Consider the following 21511-nt stretch of genomic DNA (forward strand, 5'->3'; position numbering starts at 1 on the left):
ACCGCCGCCGGCCGAGCCGCCTCACCCGCACGGGTGAGGCGGTTCTCCACATCCGCCGGACCGTCCACCAAGATCCACAAGGTGGGCGCGGGTGCGGGACCGTCGGTGCCGGAGGTGGTGCCGGATGAACGCGAAGAGCGTGGCACAGCAGGCATTGGGGCGGTACGGCGAGGACCTCGCGGCCCGGCGGCTGACCGAAGCCGGGATGACCGTGATCGCACGGAACTGGCGGTGCCGCGGCGGCGAGATCGACATCGTCGCCCGGGACGGGGACGCCCTCGTCGTCTGCGAGGTCAAGACCCGCCGGGCGGGTGAGTTCGAGCATCCCATGGCCGCCGTGCGGCCCGCCAAGGCCGAGCGCTTACGCACGCTCGCCGGGCGCTGGCTCGCCGACCACGGCGGACCACCCCCGGGCGGGGTACGCATCGACCTCGTCGGGGTGTTGCTGCCACGGCGCGGCGCCCCCTCCGTGGAACACGTGCGGGGGGTGGCCTGATGGGCTTCGCACGAGCCTGCTCCGTGGCTCTGGTCGGCGTCGACGGCGTGGTGGTCGAGGTACAGGCCGACCTGGAGCCCGGCGTGGCCGCCTTCACCCTGGTGGGACTGCCGGACAAGACCCTGGTCGAGAGCCGGGACCGGGTGCGGGCCGCCGTGGTCAACTCGGGGGCGGCCTGGCCGCAGAAGAAGCTCACGGTCGGCCTGAGCCCGGCCTCCGTACCGAAATCCGGCGCCGGCTTCGACCTCGCCGTCGCGGCGGCCGTGCTCGGCGCGGCCGAGGTGGTCGACCCGGGTGCGATCGCCGACCTCGTGCTGATCGGCGAGCTGGGGCTGGACGGCCGGGTACGCCCGGTCCGCGGGATCCTGCCCGCGGTCCTCGCCGCGGCCGAGGCGGGCTACCGACAGGTGGTGGTGCCGCGGCAGTGCGCGGCCGAGGCCTCGCTCGTCCCCGACGTCTCCGTCCTCGGCGTAGGCAGCCTTCGCCGGCTGATCGCCGTCCTGACCGGTGGCGAGATCCCCGAGGAGGAACCCTGCGAGCCCCCCGGCCGCCCGGACCCGATGCTGGCCGGACTCCTCGTCCCGGGAGCGGGGCTGGGCACCGGCCTCGCCCGGGGGCGGCCCGGCGGGGAGGACGGCTCGGACTTCCCCGACCTCGCGGACGTGGCGGGGCAGCACACGGCGCGCCGCGCCCTGGAGGTGGCCGCCGCCGGAGGACACCACCTGTTCCTCAGCGGACCGCCCGGCGCGGGCAAGACCATGCTGGCCGAACGGCTGCCCCGGCTGCTGCCGCCGCTCACCCGTCAGGACTCCCTGGAGGTCACGGCCGTCCACTCGGTCGCGGGAATCCTCCCGCCCGGCGAACCCCTGGTCGCCAGGCCGCCGTACTGCGCACCGCACCATTCGGCGACCATGCAGTCCCTGGTGGGCGGGGGGACGGGGATCCCGAGGCCCGGGGCGGTCTCCCTCGCCCACCGGGGCGTGCTCTTCCTGGACGAGGCCGCGGAGTTCCACAGCCGGGCGTTGGACGCGCTGCGGCAACCTCTGGAATCGGGGCACGTGGTCATCGCCCGCGCGGCGGGAGTGGTGAGACTGCCCGCCAGGTTCCTGATGGTGCTCGCCGCCAACCCGTGCCCCTGCGGGCGCCACACCCTGCACGGCGCCGGGTGCGAGTGCCCGCCCTCGGTGATCCGGCGTTACCAGGCGAGGCTGTCCGGGCCGTTGCTCGACCGGGTGGACCTGCGCGTGGAGGTCGAGCCCGTGACCCGTGGCGACCTGATGGGGCAGGGCGGCCGCGGGGAATCCACCGCGGCCGTCGCCGAGCGGGTGCGGCAGGCCCGGGAGCGCGCCGCCGCCCGGCTCGCCGACACACCGTGGCGGCTCAACTCCGAAGTGCCCGGGCAGGAACTGCGTACCCGGTGGCAGGCGGGGCCCGGCGCGCTGGCCCCGGCCGAGCGCGATCTGGAACGGGGCCTGCTCACCGCCCGCGGGCTGGACCGGGTGCTGCGCGTCGCCTGGACCGTGGCGGACCTACGGGAACGGGACCGACCCGAGGCGTTGGACGTGGCCGTGGCGCTGGAGCTGCGGACCGGGATCGCCCGCGGGGCGATGTCACTGCCGGGAGCCGGGACATGACCGGCTCCGAGGACGCGGAACTGCTGGCGCGGGCGGCGCTCACCCGGGTGCTGGAGCCCGGGGACACCCACGGCGGGCGATGGTTGCGGGAGTTCGGCGCGGTGCGGCTGATACGGCTGCTGACCGACCCCGGGACGGAGCCGGACACTCCGTCCGGGGTGGGGCCCGAGCGGCTCGCCGGGTACCGCAGACGGGCGGCGCTGGCCGACCCCCGGCGGGACCTCGCGGACGCCGCCGAGGCGGGCGGCCGGTTCGTCTTCCCGGGATCGACGGAGTGGCCGACCCAGCTCGACGACCTCGGCGACGAGCGCCCCGTCGGCCTGTGGCTGCGGGGCAGGCCCAACCTCCGTACCTGGGCACTGCGTTCGGTCTCCGTGGTCGGAGCCCGCGCCTGCACCCCGTACGGCGCGCACATGGCCCAGACCCTGGCCGCCGGACTCGCCGAGCGGGGCTGGGTCGTGGTGTCCGGCGCCGCGTTCGGGATCGACGGAGCCGCGCACCGCGGGGCCCTCGCCTCGGGCGGGGCGACCGCCGCGGTGCTCGCCTGCGGGGTGGACGTCGCCTACCCACGCGGACACGCCGGGCTGCTCGGCCGGATCGCCGAGCAGGGGCTGATCCTCGGGGAGCTGCCCCCGGGCAGCCACCCGACCCCCAGCCGGTTCGTCCTGCGCAACCGGGTCATCGCCGCCCTCACCCGGGGCACGGTCGTCGTGGAGGCCGCGCACCGCAGCGGCTCCCTGGTCACGGCCCGACGCGCGCAACGCCTGGGTCGGTTCACCATGGGCGTCCCCGGCCCCGCCACCAGCGGGCTCTCCGCCGGCGTGCACGAACTGCTGCGCGGCGAGGCCACGCTCGTCACCGACGCGGCCGAGGTGGTCGAGCTGGTCGGGGCCATGGGGGAGCTGGCGCCCGAGCGGCGCGGCCCCGTGCTCGCCCGGGACCTGCTGGACCCGGACACCGCGCGGGTGCTCGAAGCGCTGCCCGCCGGCCGGCCGGCGGACGTGGCCGCGCTGGCACTTGCCTGCGGCACCGGCGCCGATGAAGTCATCGGCAGACTGTACGAACTTCACTCTCTGGGGTTCGTCGAACGGCAGGGCGACGGCTGGCAGTTGAGCAGACAAACGGCTGGAGGAGGCACACAAACCGCAGCCGCCCGGCGAGGCGGTCGTTGACCTGGGGCGTTCCGGTGAAAGAGTGAAAGCGATGAGAGACGCGGTCTTCCCGGTGGCGGTCACCGGGACCGAGCGCCAGGCGCCGGTCCCGGGTCGCGCGCGCGAGTCCGGGCGCCTCCCGGCCCCCGCGCCATCCCGTACTCTTCGCGCACCGCGACAATCTCGTCACGCTACGCTCCCAAGGAATCCGGCTCCGGCAAAGGCGAAGCATGCCCCAGCACACCTCAGGGTCCGACCGCGCTGCGGTGCCCCCCGCTGCCCGTGGCAGCGTGCGGTCCACCGCGCCCTCGTCCCTGGAGGTGCTGTGGCGCTCGTACAAGGAGTCGGGTGACGAGCGGCTGCGGGAGCAACTGATCCTGCACTACTCGCCCCTGGTGAAGTACGTGGCCGGCCGCGTCAGTGTGGGCCTGCCGCCCAACGTGGAGCAGGCCGACTTCGTCTCCTCCGGGGTCTTCGGGCTGATCGACGCCATCGAGAAGTTCGACATCGAGCGGTCGATCAAGTTCGAGACGTACGCGATCACCCGGATCCGGGGCGCGATGATCGACGAGCTGCGGGCCCTGGACTGGATCCCGCGCTCGGTCCGGCAGAAGGCGCGCGCCGTGGAGCGGGCCTACGCCACGTTGGAGGCCCAGCTGCGGCGCACCCCGACGGAGAGCGAGGTCGCCGGGGAGATGGGGATCGGTGTGGAGGATCTCCACACCGTCTTCAGCCAGTTGTCGCTGGCCAACGTGGTCGCCCTGGAGGAGCTGCTGCACGTCGGCGGGGAGGGCGGCGACCGTCTCTCGCTGATGGACACCCTGGAGGACACCGCCGCGGACAACCCGGTGGCGGTGGCCGAGGACCGCGAGCTGCGGCGCCTGCTGGCGCGGGCCATCAACACGCTGCCCGAACGGGAGAAGACCGTGGTGACCCTCTACTACTACGAGGGACTCACCCTGGCCGAGATCGGCAACGTCCTCGGCGTCACCGAGAGCCGGGTCAGTCAGATCCACACCAAGTCCGTTTTGCAGTTGCGCGCAAAGTTGGCAGATGTGGGGAGGTGAGCTTGCGCTACCTCCGTAGAGTGGATGCGTGCCCAGGATTCGAGCGGCCTCCGTGGCCGAGCACCGGTCGATGCAGCGCGGCGCCCTCTTGGACGCCGCGCGATCCCTGCTGTCCGAAGGCGGGACGGAGGCGCTGACCTTCCCCGCCCTCGCGGAGCGGACCGGGCTCGCCCGGTCCTCCGTGTACGAGTACTTCCGCTCCCGCGCCGCCGTGGTCGAAGAGCTGTGCGCCGTGGACTTCCCCGTGTGGGCCGCCGAGATCGAAGCGGCGATGGAGCAGGCCGAGTCGCCGGAGGCGAAGATCGAGGCCTACGTGCGCAGCCAGTTGGGGCTCGTGGGCGACCGGCGCCACCGCGCGGTGGTGGCCATCTCGGCCAGCGAGCTCGACGCGGGCGCGCGGGAGAAGATCCGTGCGGCGCACGGCGGGCTCATCGCGATGATCGTCGAGGCGCTGAGCGCCCTGGGGCACGCGGAGCCGAGGCTGGCCGCGATGCTGCTCCAGGGCGTCGTGGACGCTGCCGTGCGGCGGATCGAGCTCGGCGCGGCGGAGGATCCCACCGTCGTGACGGAGGCCGCTGTCGCCATGGCCCTGCGGGGCGTCCGGGGCTGAGGCCCCCGCCGCCGCGCCGTGGGCCCCCCGCGTCTCACACCCCGCCGGGGTCTGCCGGGAGCAGCCTCGGGGTCGGGCGGGGGAGCAGCGTGAGCGGGTTGAGGTACACCTCGCCCGCCAGGAGACCCCAGTGCAGGCAGGGCGCCGGACAGTGCGAGCCCTCCGTCAGCACCGCCACCACCTGGCCGGCCGTCACCTGCTCGCCCTCCGTGACCAGGGGCCGGACCGGCTGGTAGGTGGTGCGCAGCCCGTTCGGCAGGGTCAGCGAGAGCACGCCGCGCCCGGCGACGGGCCCCGCGTGATGGACCCGGCCGGCCGCGACCGCCCGGAGCTCCGCGCCCACCGGCGCGGACAGGTCCACCCCGCGGTGACCGGCCGCGTAGGGGGTCGGCGGCGGGTCCCACCAGCGGGCCACCGACAGCGGGGCGGGCAGCGGGCGGACCCCGGGAAGGGCCGCATGGGCCAGGGCCAGGAGCAGGCTGAGCAGCAAGGTCGTCATGGACCCCAGCGTCCCGCGCGCGCTCGGACCACCGCCCGGGCCTGTGGACGGCCGGCGCACTGTGGACGACGGCGTCACCCGGCATACCGCCGGGTCCCGTACACTTCTTGTGGCGATCCGGGTCACCGGGTCGACTTCGCACGCCCCGGCGCCAGGCTGAAACAGCCAGGTGACAGCGTCTCTCGGTCCCTCATGGGGGCAGGGCGCGGTGGGGCGTCAGGAACCAAACCGAGAAACCAAGGAGATGGCCATGGCCGTCGTCACGATGCGGGAGCTGCTGGAAAGCGGCGTCCACTTCGGTCACCAGACCCGCCGTTGGAACCCGAAGATGAAGCGCTTCATCTTCACGGAGCGCAACGGCATCTACATCATCGACCTGCTGCAGTCGCTGTCGTACATCGACCGCGCCTACGAGTTCGTGAAGGAGACCGTCGCGCACGGTGGCTCCATCATGTTCGTCGGTACCAAGAAGCAGGCCCAGGAGGCCATCGCCGAGCAGGCGACGCGCGTTGGTATGCCGTACGTCAACCAGCGGTGGCTGGGTGGCATGCTCACCAACTTCTCCACCGTCTACAAGCGCCTTCAGCGTCTGAAGGAGCTTGAGGCGATCGACTTCGAGGACGTCGCCGCCTCGGGTCTCACCAAGAAGGAGCTCCTGGTCCTCTCCCGCGAGAAGACCAAGCTGGAGAAGACCCTCGGTGGTATCCGCGAGATGTCGAAGGTTCCCAGCGCCGTCTGGATCGTCGACACCAAGAAGGAGCACATCGCCGTCGGTGAGGCGCGCAAGCTCCACATCCCGGTCGTCGCGATCCTCGACACCAACTGCGACCCCGACGAGGTCGACTACAAGATCCCGGGCAACGACGACGCGATCCGTTCCGTCACCCTGCTCACCCGCGTGATCGCCGACGCCGTCGCCGAGGGCCTCATCGCCCGCTCCGGCGCTGCTACCGGTGACTCGAAGCCGGGCGAGAAGGCCGCCGCCGAGCCGCTCGCCGAGTGGGAGCGCGACCTGCTCGAGGGCGAGAAGAAGGCCGACGAGACCGAGGCCGCTCCGGCTGCCGAGGCCCCCGCCGCCGAGGCTGTCGAGGCCCCGGCCGCCGAGGCTCCGGCCGCCGAGGCTGTCGAGGCTCCGGCCGCCGACGCCGAGCAGGCCTGACCCACTGAGAGCGCCCGGCGTTCACACGCCGGGCACTCGCAGCACGGACGATGACGGCGGGGGAGCCGCGCCCAAGGCGCGGCGCCTCCGCCGTTCACCCGTAGATCTACGACTTCGAGAGAGAATCACAGACTCATGGCGAACTACACCGCCGCTGACGTCAAGAAGCTCCGCGAGCTCACCGGCGCCGGCATGCTGGACTGCAAGAACGCGCTCGTGGACGCCGACGGCGACGTCGACAAGGCCCAGGAAGCGCTCCGCATCAAGGGTCAGAAGGGCGTCGCCAAGCGCGAGGGCCGTTCTGCCGAGAACGGTGCGGTCGTCTCCCTCATCGCCGACGACAACACCTCCGGTGTCATCGTCGAGCTGAAGTGCGAGACCGACTTCGTCGCCAAGGGCGAGAAGTTCCTGGCCGTCGCCAACCAGCTGGCCGCCCACGTGGCCGCCACCTCCCCGGCCGACATCGAGGCGCTGCTCGCGTCCGAGATCGAGCCCGGCAAGACCGTCACCGCTTTCGTCGACGAGGCCAACGCCAACCTCGGCGAGAAGATCGTCCTGGACCGCTTCGCGCAGTTCAGCGGCGGTTACGTGGCCGCGTACATGCACCGCACGATGCCCGACCTGCCGTTCCAGATCGGCGTCCTGGTCGAGCTCGACAAGGAGAACGCCGAGGTCGCCCGCGGCGTCGCGCAGCACATCGCCGCGTTCGCCCCGCAGTGGCTGTCCGCCGAGGACGTTCCGGCCGAGAAGGTCGAGTCCGAGCGCCGCATCGCCGAAGAGGTCACCCGCGCGGAGGGCAAGCCCGAGGCTGCCATCGCGAAGATCGTCGAGGGTCGCGTCAACGGCTTCTTCAAGGACGCCACGCTGCTCGGCCAGGCGTACGCCCTGGACAACAAGAAGTCCGTCCAGAAGGTTCTGGACGAGGCCGGTGTCACCCTGAAGCGCTTCACCCGCATCAAGGTCGGCATCTGAGTCCGTCCGTACGCGACGGACACCGGACCCCGGTAGGGTCTGAAGCAGTCGTCCGCGCTCGCGCGAGACGACCGCAGATCTGACGAGGAGGCCATTGCCGTAGAGGGAACCGCAAGGACCCACCGGCAATGGCCTTCTTCGTATGTGCACGAGGAGATCTCCATGAATCAGGGCGTGGACCCCCACACCGCATCCGACGACAAGAGCGACCAGGACAAGAAGGGCCGCCGCTTCATGCTGAAGCTGTCGGGCGAGGCCTTCTCCGGTGGCGGAGGACTGGGCGTCGACCCCGACGTCGTTCACGCCATCGCGCGTGAGATCGCCGCGGTGGTCCGCGACGGCGCGGAGATCGCCGTCGTGATCGGCGGCGGCAACTTCTTCCGCGGCGCCGAACTCCAGCAGCGCGGCATGGACCGGGCCCGGTCCGACTACATGGGCATGCTCGGTACCGTCATGAACTGCCTCGCGCTCCAGGACTTCCTGGAGAAGGAGGGCATCGACTCCCGCGTGCAGACCGCCATCACGATGGGCCAGGTCGCGGAGCCGTACATCCCGCTGCGTGCCGTGCGGCACCTGGAGAAGGGCCGCGTCGTCATCTTCGGCGCCGGCATGGGCATGCCCTACTTCTCCACCGACACCACGGCCGCCCAGCGCGCCCTGGAGATCGACGCCGAGGCCTTGCTCATGGGCAAGAACGGTGTCGACGGGGTCTACGACTCCGACCCGAAGAAGAACCCGGACGCGGTGAAGTTCGACGCGCTGGAGTACAGCGAGGTCCTCTCCCGCGACCTCAAGGTCGCCGACGCCACCGCGATCACGCTCTGCCGCGACAACAAGCTTCCGATCCTCGTTTTCGAGCTCCTGGCCGAGGGCAATATCGCCCGCGCCGTCAAGGGTGAGAAGATCGGCACGCTCGTGAGCGACCAGGAAACCCGGGCCTAGCAGTCCGCTGCCGGACCGAGCGAGCCGCAGGGCGGCTCGCCGGCCCCGCCCGCCCGCCTGAACCATCCATATCTGACATGCAGGAGCACGTGGTGACCGAAGAGATCCTCCTCGAGGCCGAGGAGAAGATGGAAAAGGCCGTCGTCGTCGCCAAGGAAGACTTCGCCGCGATTCGCACCGGCCGTGCGCACCCGGCGATGTTCAACAAGATCGTGGCGGAGTACTACGGCGCCATCACGCCCATCAACCAGCTCGCCTCCTTCTCGGTGCCCGAGCCGCGCATGGCGATCGTGACCCCGTTCGACAAGAGCGCCCTGCGCAACATCGAGCAGGCCATCCGCGACTCCGACCTCGGTGTCAACCCGAGCAACGACGGCAGCATCATCCGGGTGACCTTCCCCGAGCTGACGCAGGACCGCCGCAAGGAGTACATCAAGGTCGCGCGCACCAAGGCCGAGGACTCCAAGATCTCGCTCCGCGCCGTCCGTCGTAAGGCCAAGGACGCCCTTGACAAGCTGGTCAAGGACAAGGAGGCCGGCGAGGACGAGGTGCGTCGCGCGGAGAAGGAGCTCGACGACACCACCGCGAAGTACGTCGCGCAGGTGGACGAGCTCCTGAAGCACAAGGAAGCCGAGCTCCTCGAAGTCTGATGAACGACTCTTCCTGGCAGCCGGAGCCGGTTCCGGCGGGTCCCGCATACGATGCGCAGGTGGGCCCGCACACTCGGCCCATGCCCATCGTGCCCGATGCCGCCGGCCGTGACTTCGACGACCGGGAAGCACGCGATCGGGGGGTCGCCGCCGACAGCGGCCCCCTCTTCCGCGCCGATACGCCGCCGCAGGAGCCCATGCCCAGCCCCCCGCCTCCGCATGCCCAGCAGCCGCAGGACGCCTCGCCCCCGCCGCCGAAGAAGCGCGCGGGCCGGGATCTGCGTGCCGCCATAGGTGTGGGCGTGGGTCTCGGCGCGGTGATCTTCGCCTCGCTGCTGATCGTCAAGGCCGTCTTCGTCGGCGTCATCGTCGTCGCGGTCGTCGTCGGCCTGTGGGAGCTCACCTCCCGACTGCAGGAGCAGAAGGGCATCAAGGCCCCGCTGGTCCCGCTCGCGGTCGGTGGCGCCGCCATGGTCATCGCCGGATATGTCCGGGGGGCCGAGGGCGCCTGGGTCGCCATGGCCCTGACCGTGCTGGCGGTCCTGGTGTGGCGGATGACCGAACCGCCCGAGGACTACCTCAAGGACGTCACGGCGGGCGCCTTCGCGGCGTTCTACGTGCCCTTCCTGGCCACCTTCGTCGCGATGCTGCTCACCGCCGACGACGGTCCCCAGCGTGTGATCACTTTCCTGCTCCTGACCGTGGTCAGCGACACCGGGGCCTACGCGGTCGGCTGGCGCTTCGGCAAGACCAAGCTCGCGCCGCGCATCAGCCCCGGCAAGACCCGCGAGGGACTGTTCGGCGCGGTGGCCTTCGCGATGGCGGCCGGCGCGCTGTGCATGGAGTTCCTGATCGACGGCGGCTCCTGGTGGCAGGGCCTGCTGCTGGGCCTCGCGGTCGCGGTCAGCGCCACCCTGGGCGACCTGGGCGAGTCGATGATCAAGCGGGACCTCGGCATCAAGGACATGGGCACGCTGCTGCCGGGACACGGCGGCATCATGGACCGCCTGGACTCCCTGCTTCCGACGGCCCCCGTGGTGTGGCTGCTGCTGGCAGCCTTCGTAGGCACTGGCTGACCTGCGAAAAGGCGTCGCAGGACGCCGGGCGGTTACTCTTGGAAGGCGCGCTGCTTCTGCGGCGCGCCTTTCGTCTTACAAGGAGTACCTGCCATGGCCCGCCCCGTTCCGGGAGAGCTCACCTTCGTCGCCCCTCGTGGGGCCAAGAAGCCGCCCCGGCACCTCGCCGACATGACCCCGGCCGAGCGCCGCGAGGCGGTCGCCGCGATCGGCGAGAAGCCGTTCCGGGCCAAGCAGCTCTCCCAGCACTACTTCGCCCGGTACGCGCACGACCCGGCCGAGTGGACCGACATCCCGGCCGGCTCGCGGGAGAAGCTCCAGCAGGAGCTGCTGCCGGACCTGATGAGCGTCATCCGGCACATCTCGTGCGACGACGACACCACCCGCAAGACCCTGTGGAAGCTGCACGACGGCACGCTCGTCGAGTCCGTGCTCATGCGCTACCCCGACCGGGTCACCATGTGCATCTCCTCGCAGGCCGGCTGCGGTATGAACTGTCCGTTCTGCGCCACCGGCCAGGCGGGCCTGGACCGCAACCTGTCCACCGCCGAGATCGTGCACCAGATCGTCGACGGCATGCGCTCGCTGCGCGACGGCGAGGTCCCCGGTGGCCCGGCCCGGCTGTCGAACATCGTCTTCATGGGCATGGGCGAGCCGCTCGCCAACTACAACCGCGTGGTCGGCGCCATCCGCCGGCTCACCGACCCGGAGCCCGACGGCCTCGGTCTGTCGCAGCGCGGCATCACCGTCTCCACCGTCGGCCTGGTCCCGGCCATGCTGCGCTTCGCCGACGAGGGCTTCAAGTGCCGCCTCGCCGTCTCGCTGCACGCGCCCGACGACGAGCTGCGCGACACCCTCGTCCCCGTGAACACCCGCTGGAACGTCCGCGAGGTGCTCGGTGCCGCCTGGGAGTACGCCGAGAAGTCCGGCCGCCGGATCTCCATCGAGTACGCCCTCATCCGCGACATCAACGACCAGGCCTGGCGCGGTGACCTCCTGGGCAAGCTGCTCAAGGGCAAGCGCGTACACGTCAACCTGATCCCGCTCAACCCGACGCCGGGCTCCAAGTGGACCGCCTCGCGGCCCGAGGACGAGAAGGCCTTCGTGGAGGCCATCGCCCGCCACGGTGTGCCGGTGACCGTACGGGACACCCGGGGCCAGGAGATCGACGGAGCGTGCGGCCAGCTGGCCGCCTCGGAACGCTAGATTCCGCCTCTGTTCGACGCTATTCGGCCACGGGGTACCCTGTGGCCGAACCAATTTCATATTCCGACAGGGGAGCGCCACAGCGCTGAGAGTGCGGTATCCGTCATCCGCAGACCCTCTGAACCTCGCCCCGGTCATTCGGGGTAGGAAGTTCGGTCACCACTCTTGCTGTTGCGCCCTGCCCGGCGTCCGCTCTCGCAGAGCGCCGGGCAGGGCCGCGTCTTCTCCTGGACATCCCAGGAGGAATCAACCGATGAGCACCACCAAGAAGATCGCGGGCGTCGCGCTCGTGGCCGCGCTGGGCGTCACCACGCTCAGCGCCTGCGGCGGCGGCGACACCAAGGACAAGCCCGCCGGCGCGAGTGACGCCCCGAAGTCCAAGACCGTCACGCTCGTCTCCCACGACTCCTTCAACGTGACCGAATCGGTCCTCAAGGAGTTCGAGCAGCAGAGCGGCTACACGGTCAAGGTACTGAAGTCCGGGGACGCCGGCGCTGCCCTGAACCAGGAGATCCTCACCAAGGGCTCCCCGCGCGGCGACGTCTTCTTCGGCGTCGACAACACCCTTCTCTCGCGCGCCCTCGACAACGGCATCTTCACCCCGTACGAGGCCAAGGGCCTCGCCGAGGTCAAGCCCGAGTACGTGCTCGACAAGGAGCACCGGGTCACCCCGATCGACTCCGGCGACATCTGCGTCAACTACGACAAGGCGTACTTCGCCGAGAAGAAGATCGCCCCGCCGCAGACGCTGGACGACCTGACCAAGCCTGAGTACAAGAACCTGCTGGTCACCGAGAACGCCGCGACCTCCTCGCCCGGCCTCGGCTTCCTGCTCGCCTCCGTCGGCAAGTACGGCGAGGACGGCTGGAAGGACTACTGGAGCAAGCTCAAGGCCAACGGCGTCGAGGTCGTCGACGGCTGGGAGCAGGCCTACAACGAGCGCTTCTCCGGCTCCGCGGGCGGCAAGAAGGCCAAGGGCGACCGCCCGCTGGTCGTCTCGTACGCCTCCAGCCCGCCGGTCGAGGTCCTGTACGGCGAGCCCCAGCCGGCCGAGGCCCCCACGGGCGTCGCCACCGGCACCTGCTTCCGCCAGATCGAGTTCGCGGGTCTGCTCAAGGGCGCCAAGAACGAGGAGGGCGGCAAGGCCCTCGTGGACTTCCTGGTCAGCAAGAAGTTCCAGGAGGACATGCCGCTCCAGATGTTCGTGAACCCGGTGACGAAGGACGCCGCCCTGCCGGAGCTGTTCACCAAGCACGGCGTCGTGGTCGAGAAGCCGGAGAACGTGGCTCCCGAGACCATCGCCAAGAACCGTGAGCAGTGGGTCAAGGCATGGACCGCGCTCGTCGTGAAGTAAGCGGTACCAAGGAGCCGGGCGTGGCGTCGGGGGGCGCCACGCCGGGCTCCGGCCCCCGTGAGGGGGCACGGGCGACCGCCGTGCGGTTCGCCCTGATGGCCGTCCCCCTCGCCTTCTTCGGGCTGTTCTTCGCCTACCCCGTCGCCGCGATCGTCGGGCGGGGCCTGAAGACCGACGAAGGATGGCAGTTCGGCCGGTTCGCGGAGGTGCTGAGCCGCCCCGACATCGCCGACGTGCTGTGGTTCACCACCTGGCAGGCGTTCGCCTCCACCCTGCTCACCCTCCTGATCGCCCTCCCCGCCGCGTACGTCTTCGCGCGCTTCGAGTTCCCGGGCAAGCAGCTGCTGCGCGCCGTGGTGACCGTGCCCTTCGTGCTGCCGACCGTGGTGGTCGGCACCGCCTTCCTCGCGCTGCTGGGGCGGGGCGGGCTGCTGGACGAACTGGCGGGGGTCCGGCTCGACACCACCGTCTGGGCGATCCTGCTCGCGCACGTCTTCTTCAACTACGCCGTCGTCGTCCGCACGGTCGGCGGGCTGTGGGCCCAGCTCGATCCGCGCCAGGAGGAGGCCGCCCGCGTGCTGGGCGCCGGCCGGTTCACCGCCTGGCGGCGGGTGACGCTGCCCGCGCTGGCCCCGGCGGTGGCCGCCGCCTCCCTGATGGTGTTCCTGTTCACCTTCAGCTCCTTCGGCGTCGTACTGATCCTCGGCGGACCCGCGTACTCCACCCTGGAGGTGGAGGTCTACCGGCAGACCGCGCAGCTCCTGGACCTGCCGACGGCGGCCGTCCTGACGATGGTGCAGTTCGCCGCGATCGGCGCGATCCTCGCCGTGCACGCCTGGACCGTGCGCAAGCGCGAGACCGCGCTGCGGTTGGTGGACCCGGGCCGCACCACCCACCGGCCGCGCGGCTGGGCGCAGCGCACGCTGCTGGGCGGGGTGCTGCTGACCGTCGCGCTGTTGATCGTGGCGCCGCTGGGCGTCCTGGTCGAGCGGTCCTTCGACACCCCCGGCGGCTACGGCCTCGGCTACTACCGGGCATTGCAGGACGCGGGCGCCGGCGGCGGGACCTTCCTGGTGGCGCCGCTGGAGGCGATCTGGAACTCCCTGCAGTACGCGCTCGCCGCCACCGCGATCGCCCTGGTCGTCGGGGGGCTCGCGGCCGCGGCGCTGACCCGGCGCGGGGGCCGCTTCGTACGCGGCTTCGACGCGCTGCTGATGCTGCCGCTCGGGGTGTCCGCCGTGACCGTGGGCTTCGGCTTCCTGATCACCCTGGACGAGCCGCCGCTGGACCTGCGGACCACGTGGATCCTGGTGCCGCTGGCGCAGGCCCTGGTGGGTGTGCCCTTCGTCGTACGCACCATGCTGCCGGTGCTGCGGGCGGTGGACGGGCGGTTGCGCGAGGCCGCCGCGGTGCTCGGGGCGTCGCCGCTGCGGGCCTGGCGGGAGGTGGACCTTCCGCTGGTGCGGCGGGCGCTGCTGATCGCGGCCGGGTTCGCCTTCGCGGTGTCCCTGGGGGAGTTCGGCGCGACCGTGTTCATCGCGCGGGCGGACCGGCCGACGCTGCCGGTGGCCGTGGCGCGGCTGCTGGGGCGGGCCGGTGAGCTGAACTACGGGCAGGCGATGGCCCTGAGCACGATCCTGATGCTGGTGTGCGCGGTGTCCTTGCTGCTGCTGGAGCGCCTGCGACCCGACAAGACTTCCGGAGAATTCTGATGACACTGCTTCAGCTGGAGGGGGTGTCGGTCCGCTTCGGGGAGCGCGCGGCCCAGTACGCCCTGGACGGCGTGGACCTCACGGTCGCCGAGCACGAGGTCGTGTGTGTGCTGGGACCGAGCGGCAGCGGCAAGTCCACGCTGCTGCGGGTCGTCGCCGGACTCCAGCAGCTGTCCGCCGGGCGGGTGCTGCTGGGCGGCGCCGACCAGGCCGGCGTCCCCGTGCACCGGCGGGGCGTGGGCCTGATGTTCCAGGACCACCAGCTCTTCCCGCACCGCGACGTCGGCGCGAACGTCTCCTTCGGGCTGAGGATGCGCGGAGCCGGACGGGCCTCGTCCGCGGAGCGGGTCGCGCAACTGCTGGAACTGGTCGGGCTCCCCGGGGCCCAGGCCCGGGCGGTGGCCTCCCTGTCCGGCGGTGAGCAGCAGCGCGTCGCGCTGGCCCGGGCACTGGCCCCGTCACCGAGGCTGCTGATGCTCGACGAACCGCTGGGGCAGCTGGACCGGGGGCTGCGCGAGCGGCTGGTGGTGGAGCTGCGCGGGCTGTTCTCCCGGCTGGGCACGACCGTACTGGCCGTCACGCACGACCAGGGCGAGGCCTTCGCCCTGGCCGACCGGGTGGTGGTCATGCGGGACGGCCGGATCGCGCAGGCCGGCACCCCCCTGGAGGTGTGGCAACGGCCCGCGTCGGAGTTCGTGGCCCGCTTCCTCGGCTTCGAGAACGTGGTCCCGGCCGTGATCTCGGGCGACGCGGCCGCCACCGCGTGGGGCAAGATCGCGGTACCGGACGGCTCCCCGGAGGGGGAGCAGCGGCTGCTGATCCGCCCGGCCGGGGTCGTGCTCTGCGCGGCGGGCCTGCGCTGCGAGGTGGTGTCCCGCACCTTCCGCGGCACGCACGTCGCCCTACGGCTGAGACCGGAGGTGGGGCCGGTGCTGGAGGCCGAGTGCGGCCTGGCGGGGGCGCCGTCCGTCGGCGACCGGGTCGCGGTGACCTTCACCCCCGCCGAGGTGGTCGTCCTTCCGCCGGAGACCCCCTAGCAGGGATGTCCGTCAGGGACGGATGCCGTCGCAGGCGATCGGCAGATGGCGCGGGCCGCGCAGGACCGAGTTCTGACGGTACTGCGGCGGGTCCTCCAGCAGCCGGGGGTTCTCCAACCGGCGGGCCAGCTCGCTCAGTGCCAGCTGGGCCTCCTGCCGGGCCAGCGGCGCCCCGAAGCAGCTGTGGATGCCACTGCCGAGGCCGAGGTGCTGGATGTCCTTGCGGTCGGGGTCGAAGCGGTCCGGGTTCTCGAACCGCTTCGGGTCCCGGTTCCCGGCGGCCAGCATCAGCCACACCGACGCGCCCTTGGGGATCGTGACTCCGGCGACCTCGATGTCGGAGAGGGTGGTCCGCTGGGGCAGCAGCTGTACGGGCGGCTCGTAGCGAAGCAGTTCCTCGACGATCGGGACCGCCAGATCGGGGTCGTTGCGCAACCGCTCCAAGGCCTCCGGGTGGCGCAGCAGCGTCAGCATCCCGTTGGTGATGAGGTTGACCGTGGTCTCGTGGCCCGCGATCAGCAGCAGCGCGGAGGTGCTGAGCGCCTCCATGGTGGTCATCGCGCCGTCCGGGCCGTCCGCCGTCGCGAGCTGGGACAGCATGTCGTCGCCGGGGTTCTTGCGGCGTTCCTCGATCAGCCCGGCCAGGTACATGCCCAGCTCCATGCGGGCGTCCATCGAGCCCTGCCCACGCTGGGTGGGGTCCGCGTCCGGGTCGGGGTCCAGGCTGGCGGCCAGGGTCTCCGCCCAGACGTGGAAGCGGGGTTCGTCCTCGCGGGGGATGCCGAGCAGCCGGCAGATGACCGAGACCGGGAAGGGGTACGCGAACTGGTCGACCAGGTCGATCCGGTCCAGCTGCCCGGTCTCCACGATGCCGTCGATGAGCCCGGTGACGAGGCCGCCGAGTTCGTCGCGCATGTCGTGCACCCGGTGGGGGGCGTGCGGCGGGCCGAACGGCCGGTTCGTCATCCGCCGCAACCGGTCGTGGTCGGGCGGGTCGAGCTTGAGGAAGGACGGGGGCAGCGTCGTGCCCTCCTCGTCGGACTGGTCGCCCAGCAGATCGTCCCCGGTCGCCTTCAGGTTCTTGGCGTCGGAGCTGATGCGAGGGTCGTGCAGCAGGCTGTGGATCTCGTAGTACGTACTGACCACGTACGGGCCGTCCCCGTCGTGGGACACCGGGGTCTTGCGGAGCTCCTCGTACAGCGGGTACGGATTCGCGCGGTTCGCGTAGTCGATGATCTCCCGCAGCAGGGCTTGGGTCATGACAGGTCCTCGTGATCCTCGGGGGAGGGCGCGGTGCGGCGCGGCCGGTGGCGCGGGGCGGAGGTGAACGTCATCTTCCGGGGGTGAAGGTCATCTTCCGGTCGGCCGGTGAATAGCCGCTCAGCGTGATCGTCGGCCCGTGGGTGGGGACGGACGGGTCCGGGAAGTCGGCCGGCAGCGGCTTGGCTCCGTCGGGCCTGCGGTCCACGGTGGAGAACTCCGGCGGGAACGGGGCCGTGGCCTCGATCTGCTGCTCGTAGAACGGCAGCCACCGGCAGTTGTCGAAGGTGACGGCGGCGATCAGACGCCCTTGGTACCCGTAGGCGGCCGCGAACCGGCGCTCGGCGAGCGAGCCCTGGGTGATGAGGATCTCGGTCCCCATCGGCGGTACCCCGACCGACTTGATGTTCACGCCGAACTGGGAGGACCAGAACGCCGGAACCCACAGGTGGGGGCGGCGGTCGGCGCTCTCGCTGAGCATGTTGTGCGCGGCGGTGTCGGCCTGGGCGACGGCGTTGCCCCAGTGCTCCAGCGACAGGAACTGGTAGCCGAACAGGGCGTGCGGGGAACGTGCCACGTCACCCGCCACATAGATGTCGTCGGTGACGATGCCTCGGATGTCGAAGGCCCGGCAGCCCGCGTCACAGGCGATGCCCCGAGGACCCGCGCCCAGCCCCGAGCCGGCGAGCCACTCGGTGTTGCGCTGTGCGCCGAGCGAGACGACCACCACCTCCGCCTCGATGGTCGACCCGTCGGAGAGGTGCGCGGCGCGGACCCGCCCGGAGGGGTCGCCCTCCAGCGAGGTGACCATGACCCCGGTCCGCAGGTCGACGCCGTTCTCGCGGTGCATCTCGGCGGCCACCGCGCCGATCACCCCGCCCAGCGCACCGACCAGCGGCGCGTCGCCCCGTTCGGCGACGGTGACGTCCAGACCGCGCTCCCGGCACGCGGAGGCGATCTCGGACCCGGTGAACCCGGCCCCGATGACCAGCACCCGGCGGGGACCGGCGGCCAGAGCCCGTTGCAGCCCCTCGGCGTCGTCGCGGGTGCGTAGGACGAAGACACCCTTGAGGGCGCCCTCCTCCGGGTTGGGCCACGGCCGGGCGCGTACGCCGGTGGCGATCAGCAGCCGGTCGTACTCGACCTCGTCGCCGTTGCCGAGCTTGACCCGACGGGCGGCCATGTCCAGGCCGGTGGCCGGGACCCCGAGCCGCCAGTCGGCGTCGATCGCCCGGCGGCGGGGGAGCGCCGTGTGGTCGGCGACCGCGTTGCCCAGCAGGACCTGCTTGGACAGCGGCGGCCGGTCGTACGGCTCGTACGGTTCGTCGCCGATCAGCGTGAGCGAACCGGCGAAGCCCTTCTCGCGCATGGTCTCGGCGGCCCGCAGACCGGCCAGAGAGGCGCCGACGACGACGATGCGGCCTTCGCGCTTGAGGCGCTCCAGGGCTCCGTCGTGTGTTCCTGCAGCGGTCACCGGGCGCCTCCGGAACGGGATCCGGCGCCGGCCACGGCATCCGGGGTGACCATGTTCGCCATGTCCTCGTCCGTGATCTCCAGGAGGATGGCCTGCACCGGGCAGGCGGCCACGGCACGCAGGACGTCCTCGCGCTGCGCCGGATCCGCCTCCGGGTTGTAGAGCAGCGACTCGTCGCCGTGCATGGCGAAGACATCGGGAGCGAGGAATGCGCACTGGGCGTATCCCTGACAGCGGTTGAGGTCGACGACAAGCCTCATGACGGTTCTGCCTTTCCCTCGGCCGTTCCTCCCCGTCACCCCCTGGAGTCCCCCGGTTCCTCCCCTTCCCACCAGCATGCACGCGGCACTCGCGGGCCGCCTGCCGGAGTAAGGCCCCCCAGGTCAGGGCGGTTCCGTGGGCGTCGGAGGCCGGTGGGCGGTGCCGCGCCGGACGCGCAGGACGTACAGGCTGACGATCAGTGCCCAGGCCGGGAACACCAGCTCGGACCAAGGCACTCCGGAACCGACCACGAGCAGGACCAGGCCGACGACCGTGCCCAGCAGGGCCAGCGGCCGCGGGAAGACGCCGAGCATCCGCCCGATCGTCGAGGTCGCGAGGACGAAGACGGCCGCCATCCGCATCGCGTACGTCGCGAGCAGGGTGTAGGCGTAGTGGCGGCCGAAATCGGAGGGCGTGCCCTCGGCCAACACCGTGCCGGCCGCCGCGGCGGAGGCGAACAAGGTGGCCACGAAGACGAATCCGCTGCCGAGGAACACGGTGGCGACGAAGCGGTCCTCCGCGGAACCGGTGTGCGCGCGCAGGGCGCCCATGAACCAGAGGAAGAAGATGCCCGCGAAGGGCACGATCTCCAATGACACTTGGACCGCCCAGCGCTTGTCCGGGTCGACGGGCACGTCGGCGGCGTTGCCCGACGGGACGGCGATCCGCATCAGGACGATCGCGGCCCCGAGCAGCAGGGCGAAGGCGATTCCGGCCATCCCGGCCGCGCGTGGCGTGTCGAGCCGATCGGTCGTGGGACTCACGGACCCTCACTCTCTCCCCCGATCCAGCAAGCGGCAGACACCGCCGCGCCACCACCGGGGGGCGGCCGACCGGGTGAGGCAACCCGGCCGGCCGGTGGGTCAGCCGACAGGCTCCGGCACCGGGGTGACGGCTCCCTCGTCGGCCCCCTCGTGCTTGCCGTACCAGGCGACCGCCACCGCTCCGGCGACGGCCATGACGAAGCCGAGGACCGCGAGCCAGGCCAGGCCGGGGCGGGAGGCGTCGCCGAGCCACAGGACGCCGATGGCACCCGGCAGGACCGTCTCGCCGACGACCAGAGCCGCCGTGGCGCCGTTCACCGAGCCGATCTGGAGGGCGACCGTGTGCAGGTACATGCCGCCGATACCGGCCACCAGGATGGCGTAGAGGGCAGGGTCGGTGAGGAGGGTGGTGAGGTCGAACGGGTCCACGCCGTTCAGGATCCGGACGCCGACGCCGAGCGCGCCGAAGCCGAGTCCCGACAGCAGACCCGCCAGGATCGCGGCGCCGCCACCGAGGAGGCGTACGGCCACGGTGCCGCCCACCATCAGCAGCAGGGTGATCCCCAGCAGCCACCAGTGGGTGGACATCGGAGCGTGGTGGCCGCCCTCGTGGCCCGCGGCCGTGGCCAGCAGCACCAGCGCGGTGCAGACGACCCCGATCGAGGTCCACTCCTTGCGGCTCAGCCGGATGCCGAGCATCTTCACGCTCAGCACGGCCGTGATCACCAGGTTGGCGCTGATGACCGTCTGGGAGAGGAAGAGGGGCAACAGGCGGGCGGCCAGGGCCCCGAGTCCGAAGCCCACGAAGTCCAGGATGGTGCCGACGATGAATTCCCAGGTCATCGCTGCTTTCGCGGTGGATGACAGGTTGGGTCCGCCGTGGGCGGTCACTCCGGCGGCGGTCGGGGACATGCGTGCGGCGCGGCGGGAGCCGACGGCTTGCAGCACGGATCCCGTGCCGTAGCAGATGGACGCCGCGACAGCGGTCAGCAGGCCTATGAGCACCAAGGGCTCCGTTCACGTCTGGCAGGTTTTGCGGTACCTCTGCCAGACGTGAGAACGGCCCGGAAAGTTGCTTCCGAAGCTCAGTTCATCGAGGCGAGGACGTCCGGGACCTCGTCCACCGAGTCGACGAGCGCGATCCGGGACTCCATCGCCCGGCCGCGCGCCAGTGCCTGGAGCAGGGGCCAGGCCGGGAGGTGCTCGGTCCAGTGGGCGCGGCCGACCAGGATCATCGGCGCCGGCTCGCCCCGGGACTCGTAGTAGTTCGGCGTGGCGTTGTCGAAGATCTCCTGGAGCGTGCCCGCCGCGCCGGGCAGGTAGACCACGCCCGCGTTGGAGCGGGCCAGCAGACCGTCCTCACGGGTGGCGTTCGCGAAGTACTTCGCGATGTGTCCCGCGAAGGCGTTCGGCGGCTCGTGCCCGTAGAACCAGGTCGGGATGCCCACCGAGTCCCCACCGGCGGGGAAGCGCTCGCGGACGGCGAAGGCCGCGCCCGCCCACTCGGACACCGACGGTTCGAAGGAGGGGGCCTTGGCCAGCACCTCCAAGGCCTCCGTGAGCGCCTCGTCCGGGGCCGGTGCCAGGTAGGCGCCGAGGTTGGCGGCCTCCATCGCGCCGGGGCCGCCACCGGTGGCCACGATCAGCCCGGACCGGGTCAGTGCCCTGCCCAGCTCGGCGGCGCCGCGGTAGTGCGTACCGCCGCGGGCCATCGCGTGGCCGCCCATCACGCCCACGACCCGGGCACCGGCGAGGTGCTCGTCGAGGGCGTCGGAGATGGCGTCGTCGTGGACGGAGCGGAGCATCGAGGCGAAGACGTCGCCGTCGGACCTGGTCTCCTGGAACCAGGCGTACGCCTCGGCGTCCGGGGTGGCCTCGTACCCGTCGGGCAGCCCGGTGAAGAGCTCCTCCGGCGTGTAGAGCAGACCCCGGTACGGGTCGAACGGCAGGTCCGGTACGGGCGGGAAGACCAGCGCGCCGTCGGCGCGGACCTTCGCCGCCGCGTCGGGCTCCATCGCGCAGCCCAGGAACACCGCCGTCGAGGTGTCGGCGGCGAGCAGCGCGAAGGTCCGATCCAGCAGGTTGACCGACTGGATCCGGTAGCCGCTGAGCGAGCCGCGCGCCACGACCTGGTCGAATTCGGCGAGCGTCTCGATCTCGATGTCTGGGTTGACCATTCGGCCCACC

The 21511-nt window shown here is 71.6% G+C and carries 21 protein-coding genes; 14 read left to right on the top strand and 7 right to left on the bottom strand.

Annotation, left to right across the window (positions count from 1 at the left end; genetic code table 11):
- The first annotated feature begins 124 nt into the window (after positions 1 to 124).
- The 5 genes from OG624_RS28865 (at position 125) to OG624_RS28885 (ending at position 4958) form a co-directional block, all read left to right on the top strand.
- Positions 125 to 496, top strand: coding sequence for a YraN family protein (locus OG624_RS28865; RefSeq protein WP_033222925.1), 372 nt, complete (start codon positions 125 to 127; stop codon positions 494 to 496).
- Positions 496 to 2130 (top strand): YifB family Mg chelatase-like AAA ATPase, encoded by a 1635-nt coding sequence (locus tag OG624_RS28870; protein WP_033222927.1) that lies wholly within the window; start codon positions 496 to 498, stop codon positions 2128 to 2130. The genes OG624_RS28865 and OG624_RS28870 overlap by 1 nt, the downstream gene beginning before the upstream one ends.
- The gene (gene dprA / locus OG624_RS28875; RefSeq protein ID WP_371639964.1) at positions 2127 to 3302 is read left to right on the top strand and encodes a DNA-processing protein DprA; all 1176 of its coding nucleotides are present in this window, start codon (positions 2127 to 2129) and stop codon (positions 3300 to 3302) included. The genes OG624_RS28870 and dprA overlap by 4 nt, the downstream gene beginning before the upstream one ends.
- Positions 3303 to 3511: 209 nt before the next feature.
- On the top strand, positions 3512 to 4348 hold the full coding sequence (whiG, locus tag OG624_RS28880; protein WP_030718525.1) for an RNA polymerase sigma factor WhiG: 837 nt from the start codon (positions 3512 to 3514) through the stop codon (positions 4346 to 4348).
- 52 nt (positions 4349 to 4400) lie between these two features.
- The gene (locus tag OG624_RS28885; RefSeq protein WP_078909437.1) at positions 4401 to 4958 is read left to right on the top strand and encodes a TetR/AcrR family transcriptional regulator; all 558 of its coding nucleotides are present in this window, start codon (positions 4401 to 4403) and stop codon (positions 4956 to 4958) included.
- A 34-nt stretch (positions 4959 to 4992) separates the two neighbouring features.
- Here OG624_RS28885 and OG624_RS28890 read toward each other — a convergent pair whose 3' ends face one another.
- The gene (locus OG624_RS28890; protein ID WP_051763472.1) at positions 4993 to 5457 is read right to left on the bottom strand and encodes a M23 family metallopeptidase; all 465 of its coding nucleotides are present in this window, start codon (positions 5455 to 5457) and stop codon (positions 4993 to 4995) included.
- Between the two features lie 250 nt (positions 5458 to 5707).
- Here OG624_RS28890 and rpsB point away from each other — a divergent pair, with 250 nt between their 5' ends.
- From rpsB to OG624_RS28935, 9 genes are all read left to right on the top strand, one after another.
- On the top strand, positions 5708 to 6616 hold the full coding sequence (gene rpsB / locus OG624_RS28895) for a 30S ribosomal protein S2 (protein WP_033222934.1): 909 nt from the start codon (positions 5708 to 5710) through the stop codon (positions 6614 to 6616).
- 135 nt (positions 6617 to 6751) lie between these two features.
- Positions 6752 to 7588, top strand: a complete 837-nt coding sequence (tsf, locus tag OG624_RS28900; protein WP_033222937.1) for a translation elongation factor Ts — start codon at positions 6752 to 6754, stop codon at positions 7586 to 7588.
- 162 nt (positions 7589 to 7750) lie between these two features.
- On the top strand, positions 7751 to 8530 hold the full coding sequence (gene pyrH, locus OG624_RS28905; RefSeq protein ID WP_030016384.1) for a UMP kinase: 780 nt from the start codon (positions 7751 to 7753) through the stop codon (positions 8528 to 8530).
- A 92-nt stretch (positions 8531 to 8622) separates the two neighbouring features.
- Positions 8623 to 9180, top strand: a complete 558-nt coding sequence (gene frr / locus OG624_RS28910) for a ribosome recycling factor (RefSeq protein WP_030016386.1) — start codon at positions 8623 to 8625, stop codon at positions 9178 to 9180.
- On the top strand, positions 9180 to 10256 hold the full coding sequence (locus tag OG624_RS28915) for a phosphatidate cytidylyltransferase (protein WP_033222938.1): 1077 nt from the start codon (positions 9180 to 9182) through the stop codon (positions 10254 to 10256). Before frr ends, OG624_RS28915 begins: the two co-directional genes overlap by 1 nt.
- Before the next feature lie 93 nt (positions 10257 to 10349).
- Positions 10350 to 11462, top strand: a complete 1113-nt coding sequence (rlmN, locus tag OG624_RS28920; RefSeq protein ID WP_033222940.1) for a 23S rRNA (adenine(2503)-C(2))-methyltransferase RlmN — start codon at positions 10350 to 10352, stop codon at positions 11460 to 11462.
- Between the two features lie 253 nt (positions 11463 to 11715).
- Positions 11716 to 12816, top strand: a complete 1101-nt coding sequence (locus OG624_RS28925) for a thiamine ABC transporter substrate-binding protein (RefSeq protein WP_352163828.1) — start codon at positions 11716 to 11718, stop codon at positions 12814 to 12816.
- Between the two features lie 95 nt (positions 12817 to 12911).
- Positions 12912 to 14528: an ABC transporter permease gene (locus tag OG624_RS28930; protein WP_033223068.1), complete on the top strand. Its 1617-nt coding sequence runs from the start codon at positions 12912 to 12914 to the stop codon at positions 14526 to 14528.
- Complete coding sequence (locus OG624_RS28935; protein WP_371639965.1) at positions 14528 to 15565, top strand: ABC transporter ATP-binding protein; 1038 nt, start codon at positions 14528 to 14530, stop codon at positions 15563 to 15565. Before OG624_RS28930 ends, OG624_RS28935 begins: the two co-directional genes overlap by 1 nt.
- Positions 15566 to 15577: 12 nt before the next feature.
- Here OG624_RS28935 and OG624_RS28940 read toward each other — a convergent pair whose 3' ends face one another.
- The 6 genes from OG624_RS28940 to OG624_RS28965 all read right to left on the bottom strand — a co-directional run bounded on the left by OG624_RS28940 (position 15578) and on the right by OG624_RS28965 (position 21501).
- The gene (locus OG624_RS28940) at positions 15578 to 16825 is read right to left on the bottom strand and encodes a cytochrome P450 (protein WP_033222946.1); all 1248 of its coding nucleotides are present in this window, start codon (positions 16823 to 16825) and stop codon (positions 15578 to 15580) included.
- A gap of 70 nt (positions 16826 to 16895) precedes the next feature.
- On the bottom strand, positions 16896 to 18299 hold the full coding sequence (locus OG624_RS28945; RefSeq protein WP_033222948.1) for an NAD(P)/FAD-dependent oxidoreductase: 1404 nt from the start codon (positions 18297 to 18299) through the stop codon (positions 16896 to 16898).
- Positions 18296 to 18559 carry a ferredoxin gene (locus OG624_RS28950; protein WP_326749064.1) on the bottom strand — a complete coding sequence of 88 codons (264 nt, stop codon included), beginning with the start codon at positions 18557 to 18559 and terminating at the stop codon, positions 18296 to 18298. Before OG624_RS28950 ends, OG624_RS28945 begins: the two co-directional genes overlap by 4 nt.
- 123 nt (positions 18560 to 18682) lie before the next feature.
- Positions 18683 to 19324: a hypothetical protein gene (locus OG624_RS28955; protein ID WP_033222950.1), complete on the bottom strand. Its 642-nt coding sequence runs from the start codon at positions 19322 to 19324 to the stop codon at positions 18683 to 18685.
- 99 nt (positions 19325 to 19423) lie between these two features.
- Complete coding sequence (locus OG624_RS28960; RefSeq protein WP_033222952.1) at positions 19424 to 20329, bottom strand: hypothetical protein; 906 nt, start codon at positions 20327 to 20329, stop codon at positions 19424 to 19426.
- A gap of 80 nt (positions 20330 to 20409) precedes the next feature.
- A complete protein-coding gene (locus OG624_RS28965; protein ID WP_371588517.1) occupies positions 20410 to 21501 on the bottom strand; it encodes an LOG family protein in 1092 nt (363 codons plus the stop codon).
- Positions 21502 to 21511: the final 10 nt, after the last annotated feature.

Source organism: Streptomyces virginiae (assembly GCF_041432505.1).
Classification (GTDB): domain Bacteria; phylum Actinomycetota; class Actinomycetes; order Streptomycetales; family Streptomycetaceae; genus Streptomyces; species Streptomyces virginiae_A.

What these genes read in the sequence shown, in the direction of transcription:
- OG624_RS28935 (WP_371639965.1), top strand. Translation starts at nt 14,528, where the DNA reads ATGACACTGCTTCAGCTGGAGGGGGTGTCGGTCCGCTTCGGGGAGCGC.
- OG624_RS28925 (WP_352163828.1), top strand. Translation starts at nt 11,716, where the DNA reads ATGAGCACCACCAAGAAGATCGCGGGCGTCGCGCTCGTGGCCGCGCTG.
- OG624_RS28865 (WP_033222925.1), top strand. Translation starts at nt 125, where the DNA reads ATGAACGCGAAGAGCGTGGCACAGCAGGCATTGGGGCGGTACGGCGAG.
- rlmN (WP_033222940.1), top strand. Translation starts at nt 10,350, where the DNA reads ATGGCCCGCCCCGTTCCGGGAGAGCTCACCTTCGTCGCCCCTCGTGGG.
- tsf (WP_033222937.1), top strand. Translation starts at nt 6,752, where the DNA reads ATGGCGAACTACACCGCCGCTGACGTCAAGAAGCTCCGCGAGCTCACC.
- OG624_RS28870 (WP_033222927.1), top strand. Translation starts at nt 496, where the DNA reads ATGGGCTTCGCACGAGCCTGCTCCGTGGCTCTGGTCGGCGTCGACGGC.
- dprA (WP_371639964.1), top strand. Translation starts at nt 2,127, where the DNA reads ATGACCGGCTCCGAGGACGCGGAACTGCTGGCGCGGGCGGCGCTCACC.
- OG624_RS28940 (WP_033222946.1), bottom strand. Translation starts at nt 16,825, where the DNA reads ATGACCCAAGCCCTGCTGCGGGAGATCATCGACTACGCGAACCGCGCG.
- whiG (WP_030718525.1), top strand. Translation starts at nt 3,512, where the DNA reads ATGCCCCAGCACACCTCAGGGTCCGACCGCGCTGCGGTGCCCCCCGCT.
- OG624_RS28915 (WP_033222938.1), top strand. Translation starts at nt 9,180, where the DNA reads ATGAACGACTCTTCCTGGCAGCCGGAGCCGGTTCCGGCGGGTCCCGCA.
- rpsB (WP_033222934.1), top strand. Translation starts at nt 5,708, where the DNA reads ATGGCCGTCGTCACGATGCGGGAGCTGCTGGAAAGCGGCGTCCACTTC.
- OG624_RS28890 (WP_051763472.1), bottom strand. Translation starts at nt 5,457, where the DNA reads ATGACGACCTTGCTGCTCAGCCTGCTCCTGGCCCTGGCCCATGCGGCC.
- pyrH (WP_030016384.1), top strand. Translation starts at nt 7,751, where the DNA reads ATGAATCAGGGCGTGGACCCCCACACCGCATCCGACGACAAGAGCGAC.
- OG624_RS28950 (WP_326749064.1), bottom strand. Translation starts at nt 18,559, where the DNA reads ATGAGGCTTGTCGTCGACCTCAACCGCTGTCAGGGATACGCCCAGTGC.
- OG624_RS28930 (WP_033223068.1), top strand. Translation starts at nt 12,912, where the DNA reads ATGGCCGTCCCCCTCGCCTTCTTCGGGCTGTTCTTCGCCTACCCCGTC.
- OG624_RS28965 (WP_371588517.1), bottom strand. Translation starts at nt 21,501, where the DNA reads ATGGTCAACCCAGACATCGAGATCGAGACGCTCGCCGAATTCGACCAG.